8 protein-coding genes and 1 pseudogene are annotated in these 16,042 nt (G+C 48.6%); 4 read left to right on the top strand and 5 right to left on the bottom strand.

All coding sequences use genetic code 11. The features are described 5' to 3' along the window. Positions 1-111 precede the first annotated feature (111 nt). Entirely contained in the window at positions 112-2,568 is a 2,457-nt protein-coding gene (locus H6H02_RS16060; RefSeq protein WP_190819475.1) for a CHAT domain-containing tetratricopeptide repeat protein, read from the bottom strand. Between the two features lie 67 nt (positions 2,569-2,635). Continuing rightward, positions 2,636-3,790: pseudogene (locus tag H6H02_RS16065) on the bottom strand (CHAT domain-containing protein); the annotation flags it as partial. Between the two features lie 454 nt (positions 3,791-4,244). Between H6H02_RS16065 and H6H02_RS16070 the strand changes: the two are divergent. After that, positions 4,245-5,444, top strand: a complete 1,200-nt coding sequence (locus H6H02_RS16070; protein ID WP_190819479.1) for an HhoA/HhoB/HtrA family serine endopeptidase — start codon at positions 4,245-4,247, stop codon at positions 5,442-5,444. Between the two features lie 148 nt (positions 5,445-5,592). Here the strand turns inward: H6H02_RS16070 and dnaK are convergent, their stop codons facing one another. After that, the gene (gene dnaK, locus H6H02_RS16075; RefSeq protein ID WP_190819486.1) at positions 5,593-7,515 is read right to left on the bottom strand and encodes a molecular chaperone DnaK; all 1,923 of its coding nucleotides are present in this window, start codon (positions 7,513-7,515) and stop codon (positions 5,593-5,595) included. 659 nt (positions 7,516-8,174) lie between these two features. Here dnaK and dusB point away from each other — a divergent pair. Beyond that, positions 8,175-9,233 carry a tRNA dihydrouridine synthase DusB gene (gene dusB, locus H6H02_RS16080; RefSeq protein ID WP_190819488.1) on the top strand — a complete coding sequence of 353 codons (1,059 nt, stop codon included), beginning with the start codon at positions 8,175-8,177 and terminating at the stop codon, positions 9,231-9,233. Between the two features lie 90 nt (positions 9,234-9,323). Then, positions 9,324-11,084 carry a serine/threonine-protein kinase gene (locus H6H02_RS16085; protein ID WP_190819490.1) on the top strand — a complete coding sequence of 587 codons (1,761 nt, stop codon included), beginning with the start codon at positions 9,324-9,326 and terminating at the stop codon, positions 11,082-11,084. 61 nt (positions 11,085-11,145) lie between these two features. On the opposite strand, the gene H6H02_RS16090 is transcribed toward H6H02_RS16085, so the two are convergent. Both H6H02_RS16090 and ligA read right to left on the bottom strand, forming a co-directional pair. After that, positions 11,146-12,069: a DMT family transporter gene (locus tag H6H02_RS16090; protein ID WP_190819492.1), complete on the bottom strand. Its 924-nt coding sequence runs from the start codon at positions 12,067-12,069 to the stop codon at positions 11,146-11,148. Between the two features lie 89 nt (positions 12,070-12,158). Further along, positions 12,159-14,204, bottom strand: coding sequence for an NAD-dependent DNA ligase LigA (gene ligA / locus H6H02_RS16095; protein WP_190819494.1), 2,046 nt, complete (start codon positions 14,202-14,204; stop codon positions 12,159-12,161). Positions 14,205-14,702: 498 nt separating this feature from the next. Here ligA and H6H02_RS16100 point away from each other — a divergent pair, with 498 nt between their 5' ends. After that, on the top strand, positions 14,703-15,938 hold the full coding sequence (locus H6H02_RS16100) for a glycerophosphodiester phosphodiesterase (protein ID WP_190819496.1): 1,236 nt from the start codon (positions 14,703-14,705) through the stop codon (positions 15,936-15,938). Positions 15,939-16,042 lie beyond the last annotated feature (104 nt).

Genomic DNA, 16,042 nt, shown 5'->3' on the forward strand with positions numbered 1-16,042 from the left:
TAGCTAGATTCGATTTCACTTATTTATCCTAGTTTTTGTGGGAAATCTTTGTAATTAACTAAAAATAAATTTCCGAACAAATACTTTTCAAACACTCAGTTGAATATTGCCTTATTCAGCTTCGCCAATCAAAGTAAATGCCGCCCACTGCACGGGATCTGAATATTGTTGCTGTTTCATTGTCGTCAGCATCGCATTTCGCAATGCTGTAGCTTTATCAGCGTTTTGCTGAAGATTTTTATAAAATTCCGTCATCAGAAAAGCAGTGGAGTTATCCGGGACTTGCCACAGGGAGACAACTACGCTAGGCACCCCAGCGGAAATTAAAGAACGAGATAAACCGATGACACCATCCCCAGTGATACGTCCTCGCCCGGTGTCGCAAGCACTCAGAACCACTAATTCAGCATTCAATTTTAGATTAAGGATTTCTTCAGCCGTGAGCAACCCGTCGTCGTTGTTAGATGGAGCGAGAGCGATCGCGCTTCCCAATCCTCGGTAATCATCTAATAAACCATGAGTGGCTAGATGAATGATTCTCGCTTTAGGCAATGCTTGCGCGATCGCTACTTTAGTCGCTTTGCTACCAGTAATCGCTTGAGTTTTGAGTAGTTTAGCAATATCTTTTGCTTCCTGTTCCGCCCACGGCAAATTAGATAACGGTTGCGCTGATTCTCCAGGGTTCAGCACCACTTTGGGCATTGTCGGATTGCCCACTACCAATGCCCCTTGTAGAGATGCGATTGATTGCTTCTCTACACGTTGCCTTTGCTGATGGGTTAAATCCAGCACTTGAATTGAAGGAGCCGTGAGAATAGTATGTTTTTCAATCAGGTATTTGCCATTGGCATCTTGGAGAGCTGGGAAGGGAACTAGGAATAGTTCTGTTTGAGGGATAAAAATTACACGAGCATCTGGATCATCTGGCAGCTCTTTGGCGATGGGTTCAATTAGCAGTTGATGCAGCTGCTGTAGCCGTTTAGTCGGGTTTGCTTCCTCTATTAGCGCTACTTGAATGCCACCCCGTCCCCTTACGCCCATAGATTGGCGGGTGTTGACAACAAGGTTTTTTAGAGAAAAATTCTCTTTTTGCCACAAGGGTTTGAGGTCGCTGCGACGAAATGCCACTTCACCTGTGGGTTTGATAATCCAAATATAAAGTTCTGATTCCTTGGTTTGTTGTTTACCTTGAACTTTGAAGTAATCGTAAATAATCGAATATTGAACGAGGGTGGAATTTTGAGTTTTGGCAATTTGTTGAATCTGTGAAATCGTCGGTTGTAGATACTTTGCCGGTAACGTCTCTACATTCGGGGATAATCGCCTCGATAGCAACTCCACAAACGCCCGTGCCCGACCTCGCTCGGCAATTTCCAGCGCTGCATCAGTTTTATTCTGAGCAATGAGGACTTGTTGTAAAGTACGGTAGGTGCGAGCTTGTTCCTCGAAAATTGAAACTTTATTGGCATCATCGCTGCTTAATCTTTCTCGGAGAGATTCCAAAACTTCAATTCCATCAATTAGAGTTTTCTCTGCTACCGCGAGATTGCCAGATTTGTAGAGAGTAACTCCTAGATTGTTCAGAGCCAGCCCCTCACCTTGGCGGTCTTTAATCTCCCGCGCGATCGCCAACAACTGCTGTGTGTACTCAATTGCCCGTGGAAAGTCCCCCAGAGCAAAGTAAGCTCCTCCCAGATTTCCCAGAGCTTTCCCCTCACTTTGGCGGTCTTTAATCTCCCGTGCGATCCTCAACCACTGCTGTTGGTACTCAATCGCCTTGGCATAGTCCCTTAGGGAATCGTAAGCAAGTCCCAGATTTCCCAGAGCTGCTCCTTCGCTTTGGCGGTCTTTAATCTCCCGTGCAATCGTCAACCACTGCTGTTGGTACTCAATCGCCTTGGCATAGTCCCCCAGGGAACGATAAGCAAGTCCCAGAATTCCCAGAGCTGCTCCCTCGCCTTTACGGTCTTTAATCTCCCGCGCGATCGCCAACAACTGCTGTGTGTACTCAATTGCCCGTGGAAAGTCCCCCAGAGCAAAGTAAGCTCCTCCCAGATTTCCCAGAGCTGCTCCCTCGCCTTTACGGTCTTTAATCTCCCGCTCGATCGCCAACGACTGCTGTGTGTACTCAATCGCCTTGGCATAGTCTCCCAGGGAACGGTAAGCAAGCCCCAGATTTCCCAAAGCCTTCCCCTCACTTTGACGGTCTTTAATCTCCCGCGCGATCGCCAACCACTGCTGGGAGTACTCAATCGCCTTGGCATAGTCGCCTAGGGAATAGTAAGCAACGCCCAGATTTCCCAGAGCCTTCCCCTCATTTTGGCGGTCTTTAATCTCTCGATAGATAATCAGTGCCTGTTGCCAAGACTGTAATGCCGCCTCAAATTGACTGGTTTGATGCTGCTGAATCCCTTGGTCTAGCAGTCGGTCGGCTTCCGCTTTCCGGTCAGCTTGGGTTTGAGCTAATACCCGTGGCGTTCTTAGTGCTGGAAAATTGGTAGCCAAAGGCGTCGAGACAGTGGCAACAAGAGTGATGAAGGCGATTAGGCTGATTCTACGAGAATGCATAGCTGGCTAGGTAGATGAATTGCGTTGTCAAATAGCTGGGATGAAGATAGGCACAGAGGCGCTGTCTCTACGGTTCGCCGATGAGAATGAAAGCCGCCCAGTTTATTGGGTTGGGGTGTTGTTTCATCGTCGCTAGCATGGCGCTTCGCAGTGCAGCAGCTTTATCGGGATTCGATTGAAGATTTTTATAAAACTCGGTCATCAGGAAGGCAGTCTGCTCATCCGGCATAGACCCTAGGGGGGCAATGACGCTAGGAACTCCCGCTGCCATAAAAGAGCGCGTTAGCCCAATCACGCCATCCTCGGTAATTCGACCCAAACCTGCATCACAGGCGCTCAGGACAACTAGCTCGGCGTTTAGCTTCAGATTCAAGATTTCTTCTGCTGTCAGCAACCCATCATCGGTATTAGAGGGAGCGAGAGCGATCGCATTTCTCAATGCCTCCTCCTCATCGATTAACCCAGTGGTTGCGAGATGAATAATTCGCGCTTGGGGCATTTGCTGCACAATCGCGGTCTCAGTTGCTGCGTCGCCGATAAGTGCTTGAGTATTGAAGAGATTAGCGATCGCGTTTGCTTCCTGTTCCGCTCCGGGCAGTTGCTGTAACAACACCGGCTTTTGTCCTATCTTGGGAGGAACGCTGGGCATCGTCGGATTCCCCACAACCAGCACATTCTTGGCGGTTCCTTGGATTCGCTGCCGTTGCTTGGCAAGTAAATCCAGTGCTTGAATCGAGGGAGCGGTGAAAATTGCGTGTCGCTCGATTAGGTATTTGCCTTGTTTATCTTGCAGCGCTGCGAAGGGAAGCAGAAACAGGGATTTTTGCGGGATAAAGGCGACACGAGCGTTCGCAGCTTTTGGCAACAATTCCGCAATCGGCTCAATGAGCAGCTGATGAAGTTGTTGTAACTGTTTACTTGGGCGATTGTCCTGTTTTGTCGTCACGAAGATGCCACTCTTATTTGCAGCACTCCCGAACCCCATCGCCGCACGGCTACTACTCACCAAATCTGAGAGGGAGGTATTTTGCTTCTGCCACAACGGTCTCAGGTTAACCTGTCGTAAGCTGACTTCACCTGTGGGTTGAACCACCCAAATCAGCAGTTCTGATTCCTGGGTTTGTTCTTTTCCTTGAACGGGGAACGTCTCGTAATTAATTGAGTATTCAACGAGTGTGGCATTGTGTTCTTTAGCAACTTGTCTAATTTGTTCAATATTGAGTGGATTGACGGTCGCTGGAGCCTCTGGAGTTTTTGCCAACATAGGAGACCCAGAGAAAACGGCTGAAATCTTCCCAGGAAAAGCGGTTAAGACAGTCGCAGCAAAGGTAACAAGTAAAGGTGTAAGGCTTTGCGCCCTGACAAGGCTGATTTTCCGGAGTTGCATTGCTGACAAGGTAACAAGGGTAGGTAGATATGCGGCAGTGTTTACACTGTCTTAGCCCAGGGAATCAGGTGTGTCCAGTGTTGGATCTATCCTGGGGTAGTGGCTACCAAACCCACAGACTAGGCGCTCAGGGCAGAGGCACTCTGATGCGCTGTTTGTGCTTCCTCTTGGGCACCCCAATATCTTGAAACCCAGTTAAAACTCTATCCAAATGCTGCTCATCCACAGCATTTTTTGATTAGAGTGGAATTATTACCTGTATTGCTTGCTGTCCTTTAGCCCAAAGACCATGAGTTTACTTGTCAAACAGCTGACCACTTATCTAGCTTTGCTGGCTATCGGCGGTGGTGCAGGAATATATGCCAGTCGCTATTTTGCAGCAGACAACCCCAGTATCGATGGCAGAAGACCATCAGCGATTCCAGCAGCGCTACAGCAAATCTCCCCACCCCAGAATCAGAATCGCGCTCCCCAAGAAAACCTGAATTTCATTGCCGAAGCAGCTGAAAAAGTTGGCCCTGCTGTCGTGCGAATTGATGCGGCTCGTACCGTATCGCAGGACATTCCAGATACTTTCAGAAGCCCATTTTTCCGACGATTTTTTGGGAATGAAATGCCGGTTCCGGAAGAACGGGTGGAACGAGGTACTGGATCGGGCTTCATTCTCAGTGCTGATGGTCGCCTGATGACAAATGCCCACGTTGTCGCGGGGTCAGATAAGGTCAAGGTGACGCTCAAAGATGGGCGGACGATGGAAGGTCGAGTCGTGGGAAGCGATCCGGTTACGGATGTGGCAGTTGTCAAAATTGATGCGACAAAGTTGCCGACGGTACGCTTGGGAGACTCCAATAACTTAATACCGGGACAGTGGGCGATCGCAATTGGCAATCCCCTCGGTCTAGATAACACGGTGACGGTGGGTATCGTCAGCGCAACGGGTCGCTCCAGTTCCCAGGTGGGTGTCCCGGATAAGCGAGTCAGATTTATCCAAACCGATGCCGCCATCAACCCCGGTAACTCTGGGGGTCCCTTGTTAAATGCCAGGGGTGAAGTGATTGGGATTAATACAGCCATTCGAGCCAATGCTCAGGGACTCGGTTTTGCCATCCCGATTGAAACCGCCGAACGAGTCGCCAATCAGCTATTTAGCAAAGGTCGCGTCGAGCATCCCTACATGGGAATTCAAATGGTAACGCTGACGTCGGAGCTAAAAGACGAGATTAACAAAGACAATGACGCAGGCTTCAAAGTCACGCAGGACAAAGGCGTTGTTATCGTCCGAGTGGTCAAAAACTCACCCGCAGAACGCGCTGGCTTGCGTGCAGGAGATGTTATCCAGAAAGTTGGCGGTCAAGCTGTCGCGAGTGCCGATCAAGTGCAAGAGCGGGTAGAAGCGAGTACGGTCGGCTCCAGATTAGAAGTGGAAGTCAACCGTAGCGGTCAGACTGAAACGGTTCAAGTGCAACCTGGTGCTTTCCCAGTAGAGTAGCAGCCAGATTTTTCTTTTAAAAGCAAAGGTACGCCGAGTCAACCTCGGCGTACCTTTGTGCTTTCCTCTGCTTTCAAAAAAGGGCTGATGAGCGCCCAAAAGCCCTTCATCAACCCTTATTTGCAATTAGCGATTAGCACTTAGCTAATTACTTGTTTTCCGTTTCGGTAAAATCAGCGTCAATCACATCATCCCCAGTACCAGGAGCCTGACCGGAACCGCCACCTGGGGTGCCGGTGCCATCGCCAGGAGCTGCACCTGCGCCTGCTTGTTGATAGATGTTAGTGCCGATGGTGTAGAGAGCCTGCTGTAGCTCTGTGGTGAGCGTCTTGATGCGGTCATCGTCTTCTTTCGCGATCGCATCCCGCAGGTCTTTGACCAATCCATCTACCTTAGTCTTGTCAGCAGCGGGAACCTTGTCGCCCAAGTCAGCCATTTGCTTCTCAGCTTGGTAAACGAGGGAGTCAGCTTGGTTCTTGCGGTCAATCTTCTCACGACGCTCCCGGTCAGTGGAGGCATTTTGTTCGGCTTCCTTAACCATCCGCTCCACTTCGTTTTGTGGCAGGGTGGAAGCACCCGTGATGCTGATCGATTGCTCTTTGCCAGTACCGCGATCCTTAGCAGTAACGTTCAGGATACCGTTGGCATCGATATCGAAGGTAACTTCAACTTGTGGCATTCCACGAGGAGCTAGAGGAATCCCATCTAGACGGAAGATTCCCAACTCTTTGTTGTTGGCTGCCATCTCCCGCTCGCCTTGCAGAATCTTGATTTCCACGTTGGTCTGATTATCTACAGCTGTAGAGAATACCTCAGACTTCTTGGTGGGAATCGTGGTGTTGCGGGGGATAATCTTGGTCATCACGCCGCCGAGGGTTTCCACACCCAAAGATAGGGGGGTAACGTCAAGCAGCAAGATGTTGGTTACTTCACCCGACAGCACACCCGCTTGAATGGCAGCACCTACGGCTACCACTTCATCTGGGTTTACGCTTTGGTTAGGATCTTTGCCCAGAATCCGCTTCACCAATTCTTGTACTGCGGGAATCCGGGTGGAACCACCCACTAGCACAACTTCATTGATGGCAGCTTTATCTAACTTGGCATCCCGCAGAGCATTCTGTACGGGAATGCCGCAGCGATCGATCAAGTCGGAGCAGAGTCCTTCAAACTGAGCGCGAGTCAACGTCATATCCAGGTGCTTAGGACCATCCTGGGTTGCCGTGATGAAGGGCAGGTTGATTTCGGCTTGGGTGACGCTTGAAAGTTCAATTTTGGCTTTTTCAGCGGCTTCAGTGAGGCGCTGGAGGGCTTGACGGTCTTTGCGGAGGTCAATGCCTTCAGCTTTTCTGAATTCTTCGGCTAAGTAGTCAACGATTTTCTTGTCGAAGTCGTCACCACCCAGGTGAGTGTCACCAGAGGTTGCTAATACTTCAAACACGCCTTCGCCTACTTCTAGGATGGACACGTCGAAGGTACCGCCACCGAGGTCAAATACCAGAATGGTTTCGTTGCTCTTCTTACTATCAAAACCGTAAGCCAAAGAAGCGGCGGTTGGCTCGTTGATAATCCGCATTACTTCAATCCCGGCAATCTTACCAGCATCTTTGGTGGCTTGGCGCTGGGAGTCGTTGAAGTAGGCGGGAACGGTGATTACAGCCTGGGTAACGGTTTCTCCAAGGTACTTGCTGGCATCATCCACCAGCTTGCGAAGCACTTGGGCAGAAATTTCTTCGGGTGCAAACTGCTTGCTCTGGGCGGGGCAGTCTAGCTTAACGTTGCCGTTGCTGTCGCGCAGCACTTTGTAGGAAACTTCGGTGGCTTCGTGGGTGATTTCTTCAAATTTGCGTCCGATAAAACGCTTGACCGAATAGAAGGTGTTTTCGGGGTTCATCACCGACTGACGCTTAGCAATTTGACCCACTAAGCGATCGCCATTTTTGGCAAATGCCACGACAGATGGGGTTGTCCGAAAACCTTCTGCGTTGGCGATGACAGTGGGTTTACCACCTTCCATCACTGCTACGCAGGAGTTTGTCGTACCTAAGTCAATTCCAACTACTTTTGCCATAGGGGTATTTCGGCTTCCTAGTAACTACAAAAACTTTTGAGGGCGGATACGGAACTACAGATTGAACCAATCGGGTTAAATCAGCAGCTCTTTCCAGATTCAATAACCATTGGTGCGTGCGTACCGATCTATCGATCTATATAGTGTGCGGGATTAGCCACTCTCGTATTGTGGGGTTTTCCGAACCTGGGGAAGGTCGGTTAACCTTCAAGAGGCATCCCCTTTGGCTCAATCACTTAACAATCTGCTGATTGCTTTCACTGTGTCTACTGTAAGGAAATCCCAGGCTTTAGGTATGGGGGCAAGCCGTAATTAAATAGGTGTATTTGCCGTCTAGAAGAGTTCAACGCGATTGCGCTACCGCGCAGCCTTCGGATCGCGATTAGCCTGTTGGATTCTCTCGCAACACCACCTGAATCATCGATCGTCCGGTTGGTTCGTTCTGATTTGTATTATGTGTATTACAAAGGATGTGTTTTCAGATGCATCGTTCGGAATGATGCTGTTTGATTGAGCTTTGGGTGATGGGCTTGGTGCTGTAACTGAGTTTCGCCAGGTTGACGAGATCCGGCGCTACTTCCGCTCCCAATCGTTCAACCGAATAGTTCAACAGCGATCGCTCGTAAAATGGAAAAGCCCGGTTGACCGCGATAGAACCTATGGTTACTCTTTCTCCTACCCTGCAATCCCGACTCTCGACACCACTAAAAATTGGCTCTTTTGAAGTGAAAAGCCGGGTTTTACAATCGCCCCTTTCTGGCGTTACTGATATGGTGTTTCGTCGTCTGGTGCGTCGCCATGCGCCCGACTCGATGATGTACACCGAGATGGTGAACGCGACGGGACTCCATTACGTGAAGGAACTCCCCAAAATTATGGAGGTAGATCCGAACGAAAGACCGATTAGCATTCAGTTGTTTGACTGTCGCCCCGATTTCTTGGCAGAAGCGGCTGTAATGGCTGTCAAAGAAGGCGCTGATACGGTTGATATCAACATGGGTTGCCCGGTCAACAAAATTACCAAAAACGGCGGTGGTTCTTCGTTGTTGCGGCAACCAGAGGTCGCTGAGGCAATTGTCCGGGCGGTCGTGAAGGCGGTGAATGTGCCGGTGACGGTAAAAACGCGCATCGGTTGGACAGATAAGGAAATTAATATTCTGGACTTTGCCAAGCGCATGGAAGATGCGGGGGCGCAAATGATTACAGTCCACGGTCGCACCCGTTCCCAAGGTTACACCGGCCCTGCCAAGTGGGAGTGGATTGGGAAAGTGAAGGAAATTCTGTCGATTCCAGTGATTGCCAATGGCGATATGTTTTCTGTGGAAGCGGCGGTGAAGTGTTTGGAACAAACCGGCGCGGATGGCGTAATGTGTTCGAGAGGAACTCTGGGTTATCCCTTTTTGGTGGGAGAAATTGATTATTTCTTGAAAACTGGGCAGGAAAAGACGCCACCAACGCCGATACAACGACTGGAATGTGCCAAAGAGCATTTGCAAGCATTGTGGGAATATAAAGGCGATCGCGGCATTCGGCAGGCGCGGAAACACATGACTTGGTATGCCAAGAGTTTTGCCGGTGCTGCGGAGTTGCGGGGACATTTAGCGGTGATCGAAAACCTTGAGCAGGGGTTGGAGACCATCGATCGGGCGATTGAACGACTGGCTAATTCTACTGGGCAGGAGGTTGAAGAAGAGGAGTTAGCATTGGTGGAAGTTTGAACCACTCTAGACGTAGAGGGCGCGAAGGAGAAGAAGGGAAGGGAAGCGATCGCCTAGAATAGACGCCATCTACCTGCATTGTTTGCTGTCATGAGCAACTCCTCACACACTTCCACTCCCCGTGCCCGCTATCAAACCATTCGAGAACTTGGGCGCAATCGCGCCGGGGGTCGCATCACTTATCTGGCAAGGGATAACGTCACAGAGCAGTCAGTTATCCTAAAGCGATTTCTCTTTGCCCAAGTTGGGTCTGAATGGTCGGGTTTTAAAGCTTATGAGCGCGAGATTCAAGTGCTACGAGGACTCGATCATCCGGGAATTCCCCGGATGATCGATTCCTTTGAAACCCAAGCTGGTTTCTGCATGGTGCAAGAGCATAAAGATGCCCTGCCTTTATCCTCTCCGCGCAGTTTTGACCCGGATGATATCCAGAAAATTGCTGCTTCTGTCCTAGAAATTCTTGTTTATTTACAAAACCGCATTCCCTCTGTAATTCACCGGGATATTAAACCTGAAAATATCCTCGTGGACGAGCAAATGAATGTTTATCTGGTGGATTTTGGCTTAGCTCGAATTGGCAGTGGGGAAATGGCAATGAGCAGCGTCGCCGCCGGGACATTTGGGTTCATGGCACCCGAACAGATATACAATCGCCAGCTAAACGAAGCAACCGATTTATATGGTTTAGGTGCAACACTCATTTGCTTGTTAACAGGGACAAAATCAACGGCAATTGACACCTTGTTTGATGAGGATGGGCGGCTTAATTTCAAACCGCTGCTTCCCAAGCTGAGCCTGCGTTTTGTAGATTGGCTCTCAAAAATGGTGGAACCCAAAGCAAAAGACCGTTTCCCCAATGCTATGGCTGCTTTGGAAGCTCTCAAGCCGATTTATGTTAATCGCTTACCGGAAGTTAAATTTAGCCAACTTGCTTTGGAATTTAAAACAACACAACTAGGCGAAAAATTAACCCAAACCGTTAGTGTTAATAACTCCGTGCCAGACACCTTGCTAGAAGGGTCTTGGGAAGTAGCCCCCCACGACAGCGATCCGCGCTATTCCAATTCTCATGCTTGGATTTCCTTTGAACCAGCCACATTTAAGAGTAATCATTCTGATTGCAAAATCACCGTGAATACGAATAAGTTGATGGCAGAAAAAACCTACAGCCGTCAGATTTTATTACACACCAATTCTTCACCAGAAACTTACCCGATCACGATTACAGTTCGCACAACTCTGCTTGAAACCCCAAAACCGCCTTATATTTCAATGGTTTTGCTGTTAGCAATTGCTGTGGCAATGACTGGGTTTTGGACAGGTGCGATCGCTTGGATGGTGGCAATTCTATTCAAGTTTGCCTCTTGGACATCTGTAGCGATTTTTGAAGTTGCAGTAATCGCAGTGTTTGCGGCTTGGTTCCTCGCTGGAACTCTACTGGCAGCAGTTGGCATCAGAACTGTACTAGGCATCAAAATTTCAGCTTGGTTGACAACTGTGACGATGTTGGTTGTTTTGTTGTCATCAGGGTTCTTACCGGCAGCGATTACTGCCTTAGGAACCTTAGCCGGTCTAGTAATCGGGTTTCTAAATGGGGCGGTCATTAAGAATTATAAGGAAAGAGGATTTCCTGAAAAAATTGCCGTTGGCAGCGCACTTCTGATTACAAGTTTAGGCATAAGCTTAGGCACTGGATTTAATGTCGGATTCTTCAATTTCTTTCTGTTTTCATCCCTAGTAGGAACCAGTTTATCCTTAGCTGCTATCATGTATTATCCATATCAACAGCGAGAAAAATTGATGGCTAACTATCGCCATGCGACACGAACTAGGCGTCTGATTAAGCCATAGCCAATGCAAGTAAAAAGCGAATTGTAAAAGGACGCTCTTTTAAATTCGCTTCATTATGCATTTAACGAGCTTTTCCTAAGGCGATCGCTATCGAACCAGATATTACAAAAATCGCCCCTACCACTCCTAAAACAGTCAGGCGTTCCGGTGCAATGAGGGTGGGTAGAAACATTGACACTGCTGACACAGAGATTAAAGTGACAATGGGAGTTGTCGCTAATACTGCACTCACTCGCGATGCTTCCCAATGTTCCAAAGATTCGGCAAAAGCACCGTAAGCGATGATGGTATTCAAAGCACAGAAAAGCAGCATTCCTAAATGTAAAGGCTTCAGCGTGAGAATAGGTTGAGGTGCGGCAAAAGGGCTAAATAAAATCGTACAGCCGCCATAAATTAGCAGCATAATATTTGAAGACGGTAATTTTTGCAAAAGCTGCTTTTGCGCTAAAGCATAAATCGCCCAGGTTACTGCTGCAAAAAAGATAAATCCGCAGCCGATTAAATATTTGCCTTGTGCTGTCAGTAAGTTGGCTAATTGTTCGTGAAAGAACAGCGCAAATCCTAGGGTGAGTACGCTTAAACCCGCCCATTGACGTAGGGTATAACGTTCTTTGAAAACAACCAATCCTCCTAAACCCATTAAAACTGGGGCGAGTTGAATGAGAACTTGGGCGTTAGCAGGTGAAGTTTGGTGTAAACCTTGCAGGAAAAGGATATAGTTAATTGCCAAGAATATAATTGCGATCGCTAACAACCCCAGCGGCATTGAGCGCAATTTTTCGACAGGTGGTAGTTGCTTTCGTGCGGATAAATAAATGGCTAGCAGCCCAAACGATACTAAAAAGCGAAACCAAGTGACGGTGTAAACATCGAGTGCCTGTAGCGTTACCGTCAGGGCAATGGGCAGAATTCCCCACAAAAATACAGTCACAAGCGATAAGGCTAGCCCTAATCGCCATCTACCGGAACTAGCGTGAAGTGGCATTGGTATATTCTGATAAAAAGGGAAAAGGAGCGATACGTTTTGTGGCGCACGCTCCTACAATTTTTCCTTGGTGTGTTTGCTGTTGACATCTAATCTTCGACGATTTCCAGCAGTTCAGCTTCACTCAGTTGGGTGATTCCCAACGCTTCAGCCTTTTCTAACTTGGAACCGGCATCTTCCCCCACCAGTAAGTAGTCGGTTTTGGCGCTAACGGAACCCGTGACTTTACCACCGGCTTTTTCAATCAACGCTTTCGCCTCGTCGCGCTTGAGAGTCGGCAATGTGCCCGTAATCACAAAGGTTTTGCCTTGTAGGGGCGAGGGAACGCTTCTACTTTCTGCGGATGGGGTTTCTATGTTACCGGCGAGTTGCAAACCCGATGCTTTCAGTCTGTCAATTAACGCCTGATTCGCCGGGACTTGAAACCAGTCGTAAACAGCGTGGGCAATTTCTGGACCAATGCCATACACTGCTTCAATATTCGCTGCGGATGCCCCAGCTAGTTGCTCAACGGTGATGAATTTTTGAGTTAAAGTTTGGGCATTGACACTGCCGACGTGACGAATCCCTAAACCGTATAATACCCGCGACCAAGGCTGAGTTTTCGACTGGGCGATCGCATCCACCAACTTTTGGGCTAATTTCTTGCCCATCCGTTCCAAAGTTCCCAACCTATCAGCGGTTAAATCGTATAAATCTGCAACCGAATTCACTACGCCTTTATCCACCAACTGGTGCATCAATTTTTCGCCCATGCCGTTGATATCCAGTGCATTACGGCTTGCCCAGTGAACCAGCGCCCCTTTGAGGATAGCGGGGCAAGAAGCATTCACGCAGCGCGTCACCGCCTCATCAACGGGCTTTACCACTGGCTGATTGCACACCGGGCAACAGGTGGGCATTTGGAAGGCTTGAGTTCCCTCTGGGCGGAGTTCTGGCAGTACGCGCACCACTTCAGGAATGATTTCCCCAGCTTTGTGGATAATCACCGTATCGCCAATGCGAATATCAAGCGATCGCACATAATCAATATTGTGCAATGTGGCTCTTTGTACGGTTGTGCCAGCTAATTGGACTGGCTGCAACTCTGCTAACGGTGTCAGCGCCCCCGTTCGCCCGACATTGATAGAAATATTTTCAACACGGGTGGGTGCCTCTTCCGCCGCGTATTTCAGCGCCACTGCCCAGCGAGGAAACTTTTGCGTAAATCCCAACTTTTCCTGAAGTGGAATCGAATTCAGCTTCACGACGACCCCATCGGTCATATAGGGTAAATTCAACCGCCCCGTATTCCATTCGTCATAATAATCCCCAACCTCTTCTAAAGACTGACAACGCTTGCGATTGGGATTTACCTTAAATCCCATTTCTTGCAGCAATTCCAGCGATTCCCACTGAGTTCGGGCAACCTCAGCATCATCTTTACCAGGAATTTGCAACGTATAGGCAAAGAAATCCAGCCGCCGCTTTGCCACAATCCGAGAATCTAATTGCCGCAAAGTTCCCGCCGCTGCATTGCGAGGATTGGCAAATAACTGATCGCCAGCTTGCTGCCGTTCCTGATTAATTTGCTTAAACACATCTAAGCCTAAAAACGCCTCGCCGCGAACTTCTACGTGAGTGGGAGGGTTTTCTAAATTCAACCGCAAGGGGATAGCGCGAATTGTCCGCACATTCTGAGTAATATCTTCCCCCGCGATGCCATCCCCCCGCGTCGTCCCTCTCACCAAGATGCCATTTTCATAGGTGAGAGCGATCGCAGAACCATCGATTTTTAACTCGCAAACGTATTCAAACGAATCGAGTTCGGGGACTTGTCGCCGCCAGCGTTCCTGCCATTTGCTAAATTCCTGAATATTAAAGGCATTTTCCAAACTGTAGAGAGGGATATTATGCCGCACCGAGGAAAACTGAGTTGCCGGTTTCTCACCCACGCGCTGAGTGATGCTGTCCGGTGTCACCAGTTCGGGATACTGAGTTTCTAAGTCTTGCAGTTCCCGATACAGCCGGTCATAGATGGCATCCTCCATGATGGGATCATCAAGGACATAGTAGGCATAACTGGCTTTGTGCAACAACTGTCGCAGTTCCTGTATCCGCTGCTTGACTGCCTGTGTCACTTCCACGGCATCCATCCCTACTCAAAACTCTATCGTTTCCGCTTTTAGTCTAACTGCCATCACCGGATATAGAACCGTTCTCGATGGGGTTAAATACAACTGGAACCTCACCCCCAACCCCTCTCCGCAAGCGGAGAGGGGCGATTTTCTCCTCACAAGTGTAGATTTTTTAGATTTGGGTATAGGAGTGGGAGAAAGCTGATTTTTCCGTTGATGATTAATTCCCTTGTCCCTTTGTCCTTCAAAAAGCTACTTGTTAAAAACCTTCACTTGTGCGGCTATTTCCTCCCCTCCCTGCTTGCGGGGAGGGGTTGGGGGTGGGGTGAGATTCGGATTGCATTCAAGCGCAAATTGCGATATCTCTGGTCTTTTAATCAAGCTTTAAAGGGTATTTATACTTGGCTTTACCCAGCCTAATGCTCAAGCTTAATCTCGGCACCGTACTTTACTAAGTACATTTACCGATGAATTTCATATCAACCCCAGCTTGAGCCGATTGGTGAGGAAAGCAATATGTGGCGCGTTTTTAAGCTAGCTTTATTAACAACAGCAGCTTTGGCAGTTTTTCCAGTGGGTGAAGCAACCGCGGCAACTTTGACGGGTGCCCCTCCAATTGTGATTGGACACCGGGGTGCTAGTGGTTATCGTCCCGAACATACGTTAGCAGCCTATGAGCTGGCGATTGAGATGGGCGCTGATTATATTGAACCCGACTTGGTTTCGACAAAAGACGGCGTTCTAATTGCTCGCCATGAAAATGAAATTTCTGGAACAACGGACGTTGCAAATCGCCCAGAATTTGCTAACAGGAAGACAACCAAAACAATTGATGGAAAACCAGTCACCGGCTGGTTTACCGAAGATTTTACCTTAGCCGAAATCAAGACTCTCCGGGCGAAAGAGCGTATCCCTGAATTGCGCCCCGGATCTACTCAGTATGATGGCTTGTATGAAGTTCCGACTTTACAAGAAGTTATCGACCTAGCAAAGAAAAAAAGTGCCGAAAAAGGTCGCACGATTGGCATTTATCCAGAAACGAAGCATCCCACTTACTTTGATTCCATCGGATTATCGTTAGAGGAACCTTTGGTAAAAATCCTCAGCGAGAACGGTTACACCGATGCGGATGATGCAGTTTTCATTCAATCCTTTGAAGTTGCAAACTTGCAATTTCTGAAAACACTAACGAATGTACCGTTGGTTCAGTTGTTTGATGCAAGTACTGCCAAACCCTATGATTTTGTTGTCAGTGGTGATTCTCGCACCTATGGCGATCTAATCACTTCTTCAGGATTGAATGCGATCGCGCAATATGCCAGCGGAATTGGCCCCTGGAAACGCCTGATTATTCCGGCTGACACTGTTGACAACAATGGCGATGGTCAGCCTGACGATCTGAATGGAGATGGGGTAATTAGCGATGCTGACAAGCCATTGTTAGAACCCACATCCCTAATTAACGACGCCCATGCGGCGGGTTTACTGGTTCATGCTTACACTTTCCGCAGTGAAGACTTTTTCCTCGCTCCAGACTACAACGGCAACCCAGAGCTGGAGTACGAACAATTCTTTAAATTAGGGATTGATGGCGTCTTTAGCGACTTTCCAGATACCGCCGTTGCGGTTCGCAACCGTATCGCTGGCGATCCCAGCAAAGATGTTCCCGAACCCACTTCGTTACTGGCATTTGGTATTCTCCCAATCGCAGAGGTATTGCGCCGTCGCCAAAATAAATTCAAAAAGGCTTGATTAAGTAGCCGTCCTACACTGGCGCTACTCAGATAACTTTCACCTATTAGCTTTCCTCTGTAGATGTTGGGCTAAACATCGCCGAACGCATCTATCCGAACGCA

This window comes from Coleofasciculus sp. FACHB-1120, assembly GCF_014698845.1.
Lineage (GTDB): Bacteria > Cyanobacteriota > Cyanobacteriia > Cyanobacteriales > FACHB-T130 > FACHB-T130.

Excerpts from the sequence above, each read along its gene's own strand:
- dnaK (WP_190819486.1), bottom strand. The coding sequence starts at position 7,515 with ATGGCAAAAGTAGTTGGAATTGACTTAGGTACGACAAACTCCTGCGTA.
- dusB (WP_190819488.1), top strand. The coding sequence starts at position 8,175 with ATGGTTACTCTTTCTCCTACCCTGCAATCCCGACTCTCGACACCACTA.
- H6H02_RS16100 (WP_190819496.1), top strand. The coding sequence starts at position 14,703 with ATGTGGCGCGTTTTTAAGCTAGCTTTATTAACAACAGCAGCTTTGGCA.
- H6H02_RS16070 (WP_190819479.1), top strand. The coding sequence starts at position 4,245 with ATGAGTTTACTTGTCAAACAGCTGACCACTTATCTAGCTTTGCTGGCT.
- ligA (WP_190819494.1), bottom strand. The coding sequence starts at position 14,204 with ATGGATGCCGTGGAAGTGACACAGGCAGTCAAGCAGCGGATACAGGAA.
- H6H02_RS16085 (WP_190819490.1), top strand. The coding sequence starts at position 9,324 with ATGAGCAACTCCTCACACACTTCCACTCCCCGTGCCCGCTATCAAACC.
- H6H02_RS16060 (WP_190819475.1), bottom strand. The coding sequence starts at position 2,568 with ATGCATTCTCGTAGAATCAGCCTAATCGCCTTCATCACTCTTGTTGCC.
- H6H02_RS16090 (WP_190819492.1), bottom strand. The coding sequence starts at position 12,069 with ATGCCACTTCACGCTAGTTCCGGTAGATGGCGATTAGGGCTAGCCTTA.